This window comes from Candidatus Hydrogenedentota bacterium, from assembly GCA_035450225.1.
GTDB lineage: Bacteria > Hydrogenedentota > Hydrogenedentia > Hydrogenedentales > SLHB01 > DSVR01.
In genome coordinates this window covers 322,536-335,988 of the sequence record DAOTMJ010000001.1, presented here as the reverse complement: position 1 = coordinate 335,988, position 13,453 = coordinate 322,536, and the positions used below count along the sequence as shown (strand labels likewise).

At 58.2% G+C, this 13,453-nt stretch carries 8 protein-coding genes and 2 tRNA genes; 6 read left to right on the top strand and 4 right to left on the bottom strand.

From position 1 onward, the window contains the following. Positions 1-162 precede the first annotated feature (162 nt). Together P5540_01305 and P5540_01300 are read right to left on the bottom strand one after the other, a co-directional pair. Positions 163-3,909, bottom strand: a complete 3,747-nt coding sequence (locus P5540_01305; protein ID HRT63435.1) for a tetratricopeptide repeat protein — start codon at positions 3,907-3,909, stop codon at positions 163-165. 227 nt (positions 3,910-4,136) lie between these two features. Next, positions 4,137-5,429, bottom strand: a complete 1,293-nt coding sequence (locus P5540_01300) for a Gfo/Idh/MocA family oxidoreductase (protein HRT63434.1) — start codon at positions 5,427-5,429, stop codon at positions 4,137-4,139. A 583-nt stretch (positions 5,430-6,012) separates the two neighbouring features. Between P5540_01300 and P5540_01295 the strand changes: the two genes are divergently transcribed. The 3 genes from P5540_01295 to P5540_01285 all read left to right on the top strand — a co-directional run bounded on the left by P5540_01295 (position 6,013) and on the right by P5540_01285 (position 7,140). Then, complete coding sequence (locus P5540_01295) at positions 6,013-6,303, top strand: toxin (GenBank protein ID HRT63433.1); 291 nt, start codon at positions 6,013-6,015, stop codon at positions 6,301-6,303. Continuing rightward, on the top strand, positions 6,290-6,565 hold the full coding sequence (locus P5540_01290; GenBank protein ID HRT63432.1) for an antitoxin: 276 nt from the start codon (positions 6,290-6,292) through the stop codon (positions 6,563-6,565). The genes P5540_01295 and P5540_01290 overlap by 14 nt, the downstream gene beginning before the upstream one ends. A 488-nt stretch (positions 6,566-7,053) precedes the next feature. Continuing rightward, a tRNA-Leu gene (locus P5540_01285) sits at positions 7,054-7,140 on the top strand. Between the two features lie 899 nt (positions 7,141-8,039). On the opposite strand, the gene P5540_01280 is transcribed toward P5540_01285, so the two are convergent. Continuing rightward, positions 8,040-8,118 (bottom strand) — tRNA-Pro (locus P5540_01280). Between the two features lie 181 nt (positions 8,119-8,299). On the opposite strand from P5540_01280, the gene P5540_01275 reads away from it, so the two are divergent. The 3 genes from P5540_01275 (at position 8,300) to purB (ending at position 11,634) form a co-directional block, all read left to right on the top strand. Further along, entirely contained in the window at positions 8,300-9,349 is a 1,050-nt protein-coding gene (locus P5540_01275) for an exo-alpha-sialidase (GenBank protein HRT63431.1), read from the top strand. Between the two features lie 84 nt (positions 9,350-9,433). Then, positions 9,434-10,081: an IMP cyclohydrolase gene (locus tag P5540_01270; protein ID HRT63430.1), complete on the top strand. Its 648-nt coding sequence runs from the start codon at positions 9,434-9,436 to the stop codon at positions 10,079-10,081. Positions 10,082-10,203: 122 nt separating this feature from the next. Then, complete coding sequence (gene purB, locus P5540_01265) at positions 10,204-11,634, top strand: adenylosuccinate lyase (protein HRT63429.1); 1,431 nt, start codon at positions 10,204-10,206, stop codon at positions 11,632-11,634. 31 nt (positions 11,635-11,665) lie between these two features. Here the strand turns inward: purB and P5540_01260 are convergent, their stop codons facing one another. Further along, entirely contained in the window at positions 11,666-13,444 is a 1,779-nt protein-coding gene (locus P5540_01260; protein ID HRT63428.1) for a PQQ-like beta-propeller repeat protein, read from the bottom strand. Positions 13,445-13,453: the final 9 nt, after the last annotated feature.

Genomic DNA, 13,453 nt, shown 5'->3' with positions numbered 1-13,453 from the left:
AATACAGAATCCTGAATCCAGAATGCCTGGTTCAGGTTTATTCGTTGCCATCCGGTCATCTTGCCGGTAAAGATAATAGGCCGATACGATGACTCATTGCACCAAGGGCTTCCCCTTGCCAGCGCTTTCCCGGTTGCGCGTTAGGGCGCAAACGGGCTTTGTCTAGTCTGCCGGAACGACGCCTTCGGCGCGCAATTCGGCGATGCGCCGCGTGGCCGTTTCGTGTTTGGGATTGATGGCGGCGGCTTTTTCATAGGCGGCCAGGGCGCCGGGCTTGTCGCCGCGTTCATCGAGGATTTCGGCGATTCCCGCGAGAGCCTCGATGCAGCGCGGATCGAACCCCAGCGCTTTGTGGAACAAGTCGAACGCCTCGCCGGAATTGCCTTCGGCGCGCCGTACGATTCCGAGCAGGGACCAAGCGACGGCATCGTAGGGCTTCCTCTCGGTCAGTATAAGGCTTATCGCCTTGGATTCGGGAAGTTGGGGATGTTCGGCGACGAGTTGCGCGGCCGTTTCAAACAGGATGCGCGAGTCGGCGTTTTTTTCGAGGGTTTGTTGCAGCAGCACGATAGCGTCCCGCCATTTTCCCTGTTGCCGCAGGGTTTCCACGAGCATGGACCGCGCAAAAATGTTTTCGGGATAATAATCAAGGGTGGTCCGGCATAGGGCTTCGGCGCGATCCCAATGGTCTAGGCTTTTGGCGGTAAGAATGGCCCCGTTGAGGCACTGGGCATGGCCCGGCGCGATGTCCAGCGCCTTGTCGAAAACGGCCGCGGCTTCTTCGAGCCGGTCGCCGCGTCTCAGGGATTCGCCGAGATACGCCAAGGTTTCGACATTGCCGGGTTGCAAGGCGGCCGCTTGTTGAAAGGCCGCGGCGGCTTGGGTCCAGTCCTGTCTTCTGACCAGAATTAGGCCTTTTTTTGCATGGACGGCCGGATTGTCGGCTTGAAGGGCTTCGGCTTTTGCCACGGCCGCAAGGGCTTCATCGAGGGCTTCACCCGACACATGGATATCCGCAAGAAGCAGCCATGCGTCGGCGTTGTCCGGATGTTTTTCAAGGAATTCGCGGCAGAGGGCGGCCGCTTCGTTGTCGCGCTTGTGTTCCGCAAGCAGCCGCGCTTCGCCGAGCCATGCGCCGGGCCGTTCGGGCGCGATTTCGCGGGCCTTCCGGTAGGCGTTTTGGGCTTCCGTTATCTTTCCCAGTTGGCCGAGTGTCGTCCCAAGCCGCTCATGCGCCATGAAATCGTCCGGTTTGAGTTCGATCAGGCGTTGACAGATCGATGCCAGATTTTCCATATCGCCGAGTCCCTCGTACGCAAGCGAAAGTCCGGCCAGCGCGCCGGCATGATTGGGATCATGCTTCAAAGTGCGCTGATAGGCCTCGACCGCGCCCCGCAGGTCTTGGCCTCTGCGTCGTACTTCGGCCAGTACAAGCCAAACGTCCGGCTGGCTGTCATCTTCAACGGCTAGCGATTCGAGGAGGCTTCGGGCGGCGGGGAGATTCCCTTTGCGGGACAGCACATCCGCCAGCGTGAGGCGCGACGGTTTGTCGGATGGATTCAATGCAAGGGCTTGGTTGAGGGCTTCAAGGGCTTCATCCAGCCGGTCCTGCTTGATCAGAACAACCCCCAGACGGTGCCAGACCGTTGCATTTTTCGGATCGGCTTCGATCGTTTTACGGTATGCGGATTCCGCGCCGGGCCAGTCTTCTTGCTCTTCCATGGCGCGTCCGGCATCCAACAAGGCCTCGGGGCTTCCGGCTTGGAACAATGATCGCAATCCGGCGTCGCGGTCGCCGACCGCAATCTGAAGGTTACCCAATCGTCGCAGAATTTCGGTATCGTCCGGGCGCAAGGCAAGCGCCTGATGCAACAGCCGGATTGCGTGATCCGTTTTGTCCTGTTTCTCGAGCGCCGTCGCGAAACGCAGCAGGATGCCCGCATCGTCCGGGCCTGTTTCCGCCGCCCGTTCAAAGGCTTTCGCGGCGATTTCGATCCGGTCCCTTTGCAGCGCGGCCTCCCCCAGTTCCATGAGGCCGTCTTTCGTCCGGATCGCGCGCGAGGGATTGCGGCGAATGCATTCGGAAAAGGCGCCCAGCGCGGCCTCCCAATCTTCGGCATCGCGAAATGCCGCCGCCAGACGCGCCATAGGCTCCGCGGCGTTTGGACTTCGTTGCGCGGCATTTTGCCATGCGGCGATGCGATTGGCGGGGTATTCTTCCTCCAGCAAACGGTCGAGAAGTCCGGCCGCCGCCTCGTTTTCCGGATCGGCCGCCAAGGCTTCGTAATAGCACTTCAGGGCATCGGCGGAAAGACCGGTTCCCCGCGAAGCGTTGCCGCGATCAATCCAATTGCGCACGACTTCATCCCGCATGCCTGCCCAGCGGGAAAGGGCATCGTCATCCGGCGCCCATCCGATGGCGCGCAGGGCTTCTATCCTATATGCGTGGACCGGGGAAAGATCCGGAAAACGTTCGACGACGGTTTTCCACACGGTTGCGCGTTCCTCGGGATTGCCTTGCGCGCGGAGTAGTCGGTCCAAAGCTTCGGCAGCGTCGAAAACCGGCCAGCCGCCTCGTCCGAACGCAAGTGCGCAAACATGGGCCCATTGCGCCGCGGTCGTGTTCCCGGCTTGTTCAAATTCACGCGCAAGAGCGGCAAGGACTTTCAATGGTCTGTCGCCACCTTGGGCAAGGGCCGCATAAGAACGTATCGAACGGACAAAGGAATCAAGCGGAACCGGTTGGGCCGCGGCATTTTGAATCAGACGTCGCAGCGTCACGGCCTCCGAGTAAATTCCGGGAGCAAATGCGCATGCGGCAAGGCGCGCCTGCAAGGCCCGATCCGCTTGGGCATCGGAAAAAATCCGAAGCGCCAGCATTTCACCCGCGGAGACCCGCTTTTCGGGATCAAGCGTGCAGAGGCGCTCAAGCGCGTATACGGCGCTGTCGAGGTCGCCATGTTTCAGCGCCGCGACAGCTTCGCAGAAAGACAGGGCGGCATTGGCGTCTTCTGTGCCCGTTTCGGCGCCTGGCAATGCCGTGGCGATGGTCAACGCGGATACGGCATGCCACAACGCTTTTGGGTGCATACCGTCCTCGTGAAAAAACGCGGCCGGGTCCCAGTCTTGAAAAGCGCTTTCCAAATTCAGCGACTGAAAGTTTTGGGTAATCTCGAGCGTTTGGGCGGCACGCTTGAAAGCGGCAAAGTCGAGCCGGTTCGCGCCCGGCACCGGCGGGAAAAAAACCGCCAGCAGCGGAATCCCGCTTAGAACACGGTTCATTTCCTCCAGATGCCGCACAACGAGCGGACGGCCGGACACAATGCCCCAAAGATGGCGATGGAGATCCCGCTGAATGGCCAATATGTCCGCGAACCACGAAGAGTCCGCCTGACGGAAATGACGCGATTGGCCGTCGTCTGCTCCTGTGCGGCTGTCGTCGGCATTGCATCCGACGATGACCATGTCCGGCTGAACGCGCGGCAATTTCGATCGCAGCAACGCCAATTCCTGGGCGGTGTCATAGCCTTCGACGGCCATGTTCCAAACCTCGTAATGCGTCGGGCCGGATCGCCGATTGAGCATCGTTTCCAGCATTTTCGGATAGGTCTCGTCCGGTGCAATCCAGCGCCCAAAAGTCAGCGCATCTCCGATTACGAGAATTCGAAATGTCTCAGGTGCCTTTTCCGGGTTGAATTCGACATCGCGAAAACCGAAGGAATTCGTCGCGAAACAATTGCCTAGGACGGCGTTTGGCCGGAGTTCGTACACAAGGTTTTTCTCGGACGATCGCACATGCACCGGCCCGTTGCCTTCAGAATCCCACGCGTAGATCCACCCGCTGTCGCGACAATAGACCGCGGCCGGATCCTGTTGTGCCGGCGAAGCCGCCAGAAGAATCCCCAGCACCCCCGCTGCGCTCACCCAAAAGAAAAAACAGAATGCCGCGGCAAGAACAATCCCGCCGATTATTCGACTTGCTCTTGTGCGTCGCCGCTGCACTCAGACATCCTCTCGATGCGACCGGCATGATTACCCGCCCGGAATTCTACGCTACTGTCCGGCACGGGGAAAATCAAGACATTCTCCCCCGCCGCACGTTTTCAACCGGCTTCCTATCTATTGGACTCTTCCCCCTACATTCGCCACGGGCTTCGCATGGGCCGGTACAACATACGATTGGCTTCGTCGCTGCCAATGAAACGCTCGGTGCTCCAATCCCATGTCAATTCACCGCCGAGGCGCGTCGCGATATCCGCGACAAGCGTCAACGTTGTGGCCGAATGCCCAGCCTCGACCGGCGCGGCCGGTTCCCGCCGCGTCCGCACACATTCGAGAAAATTTTCGTGATGGTCGTTCGAGACATACAGATGTTCGTCCGAGGATGCTAGAGCCGTCCTCAAAACCGAAGCCGGTTCGGCCCAGATCCCGCTGCGGTTGACGAGAATCCAGCCGGTCTCGCCCTCGAACCGGCACCCGTGCGGCTGCTGGGTTTCATCCGAAAAGATCAGCCGCACGCCGTCATTGGCCTGAATCTCGACCCACCAGGCAACGGACGTATCCGCCAATCCGTTTTTGGGAAATTCCGCCTTGCCCTTGATCGTGATTTGTCCCGAAACCAGGCCCGGCGCGCCCCATTGGGCGATGTCAATGTGATGCACGCCCCACGATTGAATCCAGCCGGCGCAGTAGTCGGAAATGAAATACCAATTGAACGATCCCTTGAGATCATTATGCGGCGTATAGGGGGCCGGACCAAGCCATGCATCGTAATCCAAATCGGGCGGTGGCGGGGCCGGGGGCGCTTCGGGCAGTACACGGCCTCCGGGCACGCCGACCTTTACCGTGTGCAGTTTGCCCAGATAACCGTTTCGCGCCAATTCGCATGCGAAACGGAAATCGCGGCTCGATCGTTGCTGCGTGCCCACCTGGAAGACGCGTCCATGCCGGCGCACGGCTTCGACAAGCGCCCGGCCTTCGGCCACCGTCAGCGTCAACGCCTTCTCGCCATACACATCTTTGCCGGCGGCAACCGCCATCGCGCCCTGCACGCCATGCCAATGTTCCGGCGACGCAATCACGACCGCGTCAATGTCGTCACGCGCCAGAACTTCACGAAAATCCTGGTAAATCGCGCAGGCGCGGGACGAATCGCCACGGCCGGCATAATGATCGTCTATCTGCATCTTGAGCGCTTCGCACTTCGAGCGATAGGCGTCGCAGACCGCGACGACTTTGGTGTCCTTGCGCCCCATCAACGCATGAGCGTGGCCGCTGCCGCGCGCTCCCGAACCAATAACGCCGACGGCGATGCGATCCCCTGGGGCCACCCCGCCGTTGCGCCCCAACACCTCGGCGCGAACCACTTGATGCGCACCAATGGCCACCGCCGCACTTGCCAGGAAAGCGCGACGCGATACGGCATGCATTATGAAAAACCCTCCCGATTGTATCGTTCCGCTTTACTATAGCGAAAAGCGATCCAGCTTGCGAATAATGAAATGGAGTGGCTGCAAATGGGCCTTTTCAGGGGGTTTCAAGGAATGGACGAGGGTCGGTGATTGAGTTATGGACTCGGAAAGTCTCTTTTTAGGAACATCTCTGTCCAAATGGCGGCTTGCAGAAAGCCATTTTGAGTAAATAGACAGCGTTTTTCCGGGAAAGCGTTCTTGGGACCCCTTTTCTTCGCGATGAAGAAGAAGTGTTCCCGGTCAATCGTATTTTGGGCCGCTCTGACATGCGGATTTGAGTTCGGAATCGCTTGGCCCGGATATCCGAGCCCTGTTTTCCATCTGCGTATATCTGCGTCATCTGTGGATCATGTGATTTTCCGCAGATGACGCAGATAGTCGCAGATATCGAACCGATGAACGGAATAAAAAGGTAAAACGTGGCTCCTTGCGGTTTTGTGGTTTTTTTTACCATTCTTTTGGACAGCAATGTTTTAGGAAACGGCGACGATTCCACGCCAGTCTTGTTGCCAAAATGCACACAACATGCTACTATTTGCTCATGAAACCGTTTGATTGGAACCTCGAAAAGAATAATTGGCTTCGGTCAGTTCGGCGCGTTACCTTTGAGGAGATCATCTTTCACATTCAAGCCGGAGACTTGCTCGATGTGATTCAGAGCGGCAAGTCCGGCAAATATCCGAATCAACGCATCTTCGTTATCAATATCGAGGGATACGTTTACCTTGTTCCCTTTGTTGAATCGGAAGAGGCGATCTTTCTCAAGACGGTTATTCCGAGCCGAAAGATGACCAAGCGATACTTAGGAGCGAGAGAACATGAAACTGACTGAGGAAGAACGGGCTATCCTGGAATCGGTCGAGCGCGGCGAATGGGAAAGCGTGCCTCATCTTGCGGACGAGAAACGCCGCTACCAAATCGCAGCCCGTGCGGCCCAGCGCAAGAACAAGCGCGTGAACATTCGCATGACGGAGATTGATCTTCTACGTTTTCAGAAAAGAGCGGCAGAGGAAGGATTGCCGTATCAGACCTTTATATCGAGCATCCTCCACAAATACATTACAGGACTATCCGTCGCGCAAGACGAACGATGACCGACAAAACAAACCCATTTCCCGCGTTGCTCCACCGCGAACCGGCGCTGAAATGACTACTTCCGCACCAGTCTCGACACATAAATGCGAAAATTGTTGCCGCGAAAGAGAGAGCATTGTAATGACTCTAGGAGTTTTCCGTCCGGAATTATAGCCAGCGCCTGGCGGAGGGTCCGCAAGGATGGCGAATCCTCCAGGCATTCCCATGCAAACAACGGCTGCGTGGTGTGGATGAATATGAGCGATTCCCTCCATACCTATTATTACTATTATACTATGTTACTAATCCCCGTTTCAAGCGCCGCGTGGTCGAAAAATGGAGGAAAAATCGCTGCGCGCCTTCCAAATCCGCGCCAGTTACGCGTCCGCGCGGGTAGCTCGAATTTTTCGACCCGCCCGCATCCCGCCACTGTTGACAAGAATCAATTACGCAACCGGATCCCGGTGAGTTGAACAAACCATTTCTTTATGGTAACATTTACATCAGTGCCGGAGTGGTGAAATTGGCAGACACGCTAGGTTCAGGACCTAGTGCTCGCAAGGGCGTGGGGGTTCAAGTCCCTTCTCCGGCACCATTCTTTTTTCGGGCCTCTTTACCCCGTAGGGTGAAGAAAATCAAACGATGCCCAATGCCTAGATATTCATCCTGATTTCACGGGCCTCAGGTATCGCTCCAGATTGGCGTACACATTCAGACGAGGGGGCGGCAGCAGAACGTTTTTCGTCTCTGAGCCTTCGATCAGGTCACGAAACGTTGGGAAGTGGGTGTCTCGAACAACCAGCACATACCATCTGTCACGACGGAAGGCTTTCTTTCGTTCTGTTTCATACGTTTGCCACTGTTCAGGCGGTGTGTTCTTCTTGGGTTGGCGCGGCGTGGGAGCGTGGTGGAAAACAAGAGGAATGGTGCGGGCGGCCCCCCACTCCGGCCCCACCGGTAACGCGGCCGCCACTTGCAGGAACCGTTGGGCCCCAGCGGATCGCGTCGAAAGGCCGCGCCGGCCTCCGATACAATTCCCCAGCATCGAATTATCTAGTCAAAAGCCGAACTCATTGCTGTCCAAAAGAATTGCAAAAAACCACAAAACCGCAAGGATCCACGTTTTACCTTTTTATTCCGTTCAGCGGTTCGATATCTGCGACTATCTGCGTCATTTGCGGAAAATCACATGATCCACAGATGACGCAGATATACGCAGATGGAAAACAGGGCACGGATATTCGGGCCAGGCGATTCCGAACTCAAATCCGCATGTCAGAGCGGCCCAAAATACGATTGATCGGGAACACTTCTTCTTCATCGCGAAGAAAAGGTGTTCCAAGAACGCTTTCCCGGAAAAACGTTGTCTATTTACTCAAAATGGCTTTCTGCAAGCCGCCCTTTGGACAAAAATGTGTAGTACACGTTCGATTTACGGCCGCTCTGCCATGTGGCGGGTATAAGCGAAACGCTTATTCGGCAAATACTTAAAACTGGTCGGGGCGGCGGGATTCGAACCCGCGACCTCTTGGTCCCAAACCAAGCGCGCTAAACCGGGCTGCGCTACGCCCCGAATACGGCGTTTTCCGGATGTATTAGACCACATTCAGGCGCTGGCGTGCAACGATGCGATGACGGTGCGGTGGGGATAGCAACGTGTTCGTCCGTTGCGGGAATGTCCATTGTATCCATTTCTTGCGTCCGGCTGTTCGGAGAGGTACTCTCCTGACAAAGAGGGAAAGGAGCCGCATCGCATGCTGATTGCAACGACCATGGCCGCGCTGGCCCTCATCGGCGCCAGTCCGGCGGATATCGTCGTCGAAAAGGTCTATGGCACGGAACTCCCCGGTAAGTACAAGCATCCGGCCTGTATCGAGGAACTCGCCAACGGCGACCTTTATATCGCTTATTACGGCGGGGCGGGTGAATATGAGCCCGACACGGCCGTCTATGCCGGACGGTTGCGCAGAGGAACGAAAACGTGGTCGAAGCCGAAGATCATCGCCGACACGCCGCTTCACTCGGATGGCAATCCGGTGGTCTGGCAGGCGCCCGACGGTATTGTTTGGCTGTTCTACAATGTGCGCTACGGCGAGACGTGGTCCGACACGCGCATTCACTGCAAGATCTCGAAAGACGGCGCGAAAACATGGTCGGACGCGTTTGTCGTGGGCGAGGAACGCGGCATGATGGTCCGTTCGCGGCCGATCCTGCTCAATGACGGCGATTATCTGATCCCCATTTATCATGAAACCGGACACGACCGCGAAAACGTCGGCGCGGACACGACGTCCCTTTTTCTGCGTTACAATCCCAAGACGAATGCGTGGTCGGAGTCCAGCCGGATTCATGCGCGGTTCGGCGCGCTGCAACCGTCCGTCGTTCAGATGAGCGACCATCATCTGATCGCTTATATGCGGCGCGGCGGCGGTTACGACATGACCTCGGATGCCTGGATGCCCCGCGCGGAATCGCACGATGGCGGGAAAACGTGGACCGACGCCGTCGAGACCGCGTTTCCCAATCCGAACGCGGCCATTGATTTCATCAAACTACGAAACGGACATCTGATGCTCGTCTACAACGACAGCATGACCGACCGCACGCCGTTGACGGTCGCCGTTTCAACCGACGGCGACAAGACGTATCCGTTCAAACGCGATATCGCCACGGGGCCCTTCGATTACGCCTATCCCTACGCCATCCAAACGCGGGACGGGAAAATCCATGTGGTCTACACCTCGCATGAACGCACGCGGATCAATCACGCCGTATTCGAGGAAAGCGCCATCACGGGCCGGTAGCCGACACAGAGGCCGTTTGGCATGAATATGCGGGGCGATTGACGGTATAATCAGGTATTGTGGCCCTTGGAAAGCGAGGAAAATATGTATATCGGACGAATTGTGTGCGTGGCATTGACGGCGGACGGGCGGTTGTGCGCGTCATACCGGGTATCGAGCCGGTCGTTTCCGAACCGGACGGCGGCCGTGAAGCCGGACAAGGTCAGCATCATCCCGAAACCGGGTTTTGAGGCGGACGTTCAGAAAAACCCCTATATCGCGTACAACTGCGCTCGAATCGTTTGCGGCGGCAAGGCGGCGGTCGTGACAAACGGCAGCCAAACAGACGCGATTGCCGAAAAAATAGCAATGGGCATGCCGCCACGCGATGCGCTTGCATTGTCGTCGCTTATTCTCGATTATGAGAAAGACGACTTCAATACGCCTCGCATCAGCGCCGTCGCTGATGTACGTGACGGAAGCGGTTGGCTGGCCACTGTGCGGCACGATGCACTTGAAGTTCGTCGGATGCCCCTTTCGCCCGGCAGGTTTTTCTATGTGGCCACTTACGAGGAAAACGCGGTCTCGGATCAATTCGGCGGTGATTATGACGCCTCCGATGCGGATTCCGCGTGCGATTTCATCCTGGGCAAGGGCGTGTTCGCGAAACGCGAAAAACCGGTGACGGCCGTCGCGGCCATCGTGTCCGGCGGCGGTTTCGAGTTGGCCGCAAAAGATGTGTCCGTTTCATAATTTGAGCGGATTGTTCTTGTCGTGCTCGTAATCGAGTAAACAGTTGGGCCTTTTGATTACGCTCACGCGCACGAGCACGAGAAGATCGTAGTCGTATCTGGCGCCGAAGATGAGGGTGAGTCATGACATCCGTATATACGAGTCCGCTGGTTGAACGCGTGGCGACGCGCGAGATGTGCGAACTATGGAGCGCGCAACGCAAGTTCTCGACGTGGCGGCGCTGTTGGCTGGCGTTGGCCGAAGCCGAGCACGAACTGGGCCTACCCATTACTGCGGAGCAACTCGAGGAGATGCGCGCCCATCTCGACGACATTGATTTCGAGGCGGCGGAGCGTTTCGAGCGCGAACTGCGGCACGACGTCATGGCGCACATCCATGCTTTCGGCGTCGTCGCGCCGAAAGCAAAAGCGATTATCCATCTCGGCGCGACCAGCTGCTACGTCACCGACAACACCGATTTGATCCTTATGCGCGAAGGCTTGGATTTGCTGCTGTCGAAAGCCGTAAATGTGCTCGCAGCACTTGCGGTTTTTGCGCGGCAATGGAAAGATTTGCCGACGCTTGGCTTCACGCATTACCAGCCCGCGCAGGTCGTCACCGTCGGCAAGCGCGCCTGCCTTTGGGCGCAGGATTTGCTAATGGACATCGAGGACATCGAGGCCGCGAAGGCGCGTCTACGGTGCCGGGGTGCAAAAGGCACGACGGGCACACAGGCCTCGTTCATGGCGCTGTTCGAGAATGACTCCGAGAAGGTGCGCGAACTCGACCGGCGTGTCGCGCGCAAGCTGGGATTCGCCGAGTCCTATCCGATTACGAGCCAGACCTATACCCGCAAGGTGGACACCCACGTCCTGCGCGTGCTCGCGGCCATCGGCGAGTCGGTCCATAAATGGGCCACGGACATGCGCCTCCTCCAGAACCTGAAGGAAGTCGAGGAACCCTTCGAGAAGAACCAGGTCGGTAGTTCCGCCATGGCCTACAAGCGTAATCCGATGCGGTGCGAGCGCGCCTGCGCGCTGTCGCGTTTCCTCATGACCGCTCCGCTCCACAGCGGATTCACAAGCGCGGTGCAATGGTTTGAGCGCACGCTCGACGATTCGGCAATACGCCGGATCAGCATTCCCGAAGCGTTCCTCGCGGCGGACGGTGTGCTAAACCTGTATCTGAACGTCATGGAAAACCCGGCCGTTTATCCGAAGGTGATCGAACGCCATCTGTGGGCGGAATTGCCGTTCATGGCCACCGAGAACATCCTCATGGCGTGCGTTAAACGCGGCGGCGACCGCCAGGAACTACACGAGGTCATCCGCAAGCATTCGCAGGCCGCCGCGGCGCGCGTCAAGCAGGAGGGACTCGACAACGACCTGCTCGACCGGCTTGCCGGCGATCCGGCCATCGGCATGACGCGGGCGGAAATTGACGCAACGCTCGATATGCGCGAATTCGTGGGCCGAGCGCCGCAGCAAGTCGAAGAGTTCGTCGCGGAATACGTCCAGCCCATCCTCGACCGCCACCACGACCGCTTGGGCGCCACCTCCGATGTGCGCGTGTGAATTATGGACGGATTGGACGGATCCAGATGGATCAGACGGATCCGCCCGATAACATGGCCGGGCCCAAATCGAAGCAGGCGGCTTCTTCGGCATTTCGCACGAAGAGTCTGCCGTGGGCGATGACGGGATGGTTCCACGTCTTGGCGGCGAGGGCCTTGAACCGGGCGACTTCGTTGAAACGGTCGGGAATAGCCTGAACCAGTACGACATCTCCTGCTTCGCTCAGGATCAGCGCCACGTCCATGTCGGCCAGGAGCAGCATTTGCCCACTGTAGCGTTTTCCTTCCCACCGGCGCTTACCCGTCTTCATGTCCACACACACGAACCGTTCGCCGTCGAAGCCGTAGCAGTCGCCCTTGTGCATGACCCCGTCATTGAAGTAAGGGCGAAATTGCTTGCTGCTCCATTCTTCACGGACATTCCATTTCCCTTCCTGCTGTTGTATTCGCAGCAGCCGCGATCCCGTTGTGCCGGTCGCACCGAGCATGACGCGTTCATTGTCCACAAGAAGCGGCTGGACGCAGCGCGGATTCGTCTTTACCTTCCACGCATATTCCCACAATGTCGCGCCGGTCTCGGGTACGAAGGCTTGCATGCCGAAATCGCCGGCCATGATGATTTGCGAAACCCCGCAAACGAAAGCCATGTGCGGTGACGCATAACTGTCCGTGCCATGCCCGGCGCGCCAGTTCACCTCGCCCGTCGTCCGGTCATAGGCCACGACGCTCTTGCCCTCTCCCCCACTCGAAAACACGAAGACGCGGTCGCCAACGACCAGCGGCGAACTCGCGAATCCGTATCCGGGCACGCCTGTCTCAGCGTCCTTGGTGAGTTCGCGTCGCCAGACGACGGCGCCTGTCGAGGCGTCGAGACACTGCAACACGCCCGTTCCGCCCTGGACATACAAACGGCCCCGGTCAAAGGCCGGTGTGGCGCGGGGTCCCAATCCCATCGTGTCCTCGAACCGCGCATCAATCCGATTGATCCAGACCGGTTCTCCTGTGCCGGCACGGTAGCAGGTCACGAGCTCCTGTTGACCGGCCTGCTCCTGCGTAAAAAGATAGTCTCCCACCGCGATGAACGACGACCACGCTGGACCAACTTCCCGCCGCCAGACTTCGCGCGGCGGCGTGCTCCAGTTCGTCGAAAACGTAACGCCGGTCACACGGCTTTCGCGATACGGACCGCGAAAAGCCGGCCAATCGCCCGGTCCGGCTTCCGCAGGCACGGCGGCGGTTCCGTGTGCATTGGCGTGAGGAATCGCTATCGAACGCTCCTCTTCCGTTTCGGTCCATCGCCACGACACGATCGGCGCGAGATTTCCGCCGATGGTATCCACCCGCATCGCCATGAACACGCCCGTGCAGATCACGATAAATCCGGCGGTCATCCAGCGCTGTGCCTTCCACGAAAGCCGGAATGAGACGGCAAGGACAATCGCGCTTCCAACCGTCATCGCCGGTATCGCGTATGCCAGCAACATCGCGCCGTTGCGTTTCTGGGTGAACACGACCAAGAGCAATGCAACGGCAACAAAAACCAGACCGGCCAGTCTGTCGCGAAGCGGCACGCGGCTGGCCGCCAGCCACCATACGATCAGCAGCAATACCGCCGCCAGCGGAACAATCACAAGTTCGATGAAACTCTGGACATTCGTCGAACCCAGATACCGGAAGCCACATGCGGCCACGGCATACGCCATGGCAATCACGATGGCGGGCCAGAGGCGCAATCGCGTTTCGGGAGGCGATCCATCGTTGTTGTGTCCGGCGGCTTTGGCTGTTTCCTCTTGATTTGAAGTATTGAACATGGGAAATCC

Coding starts and splice junctions, on each gene's coding strand:
- P5540_01275 (HRT63431.1), top strand. CDS start 8,300: ATGCTGATTGCAACGACCATGGCCGCGCTGGCCCTCATCGGCGCCAGT.
- P5540_01260 (HRT63428.1), bottom strand. CDS start 13,444: ATGTTCAATACTTCAAATCAAGAGGAAACAGCCAAAGCCGCCGGACAC.
- P5540_01295 (HRT63433.1), top strand. CDS start 6,013: ATGAAACCGTTTGATTGGAACCTCGAAAAGAATAATTGGCTTCGGTCA.
- purB (HRT63429.1), top strand. CDS start 10,204: ATGACATCCGTATATACGAGTCCGCTGGTTGAACGCGTGGCGACGCGC.
- P5540_01290 (HRT63432.1), top strand. CDS start 6,290: ATGAAACTGACTGAGGAAGAACGGGCTATCCTGGAATCGGTCGAGCGC.
- P5540_01270 (HRT63430.1), top strand. CDS start 9,434: ATGTATATCGGACGAATTGTGTGCGTGGCATTGACGGCGGACGGGCGG.
- P5540_01300 (HRT63434.1), bottom strand. CDS start 5,429: ATGCATGCCGTATCGCGTCGCGCTTTCCTGGCAAGTGCGGCGGTGGCC.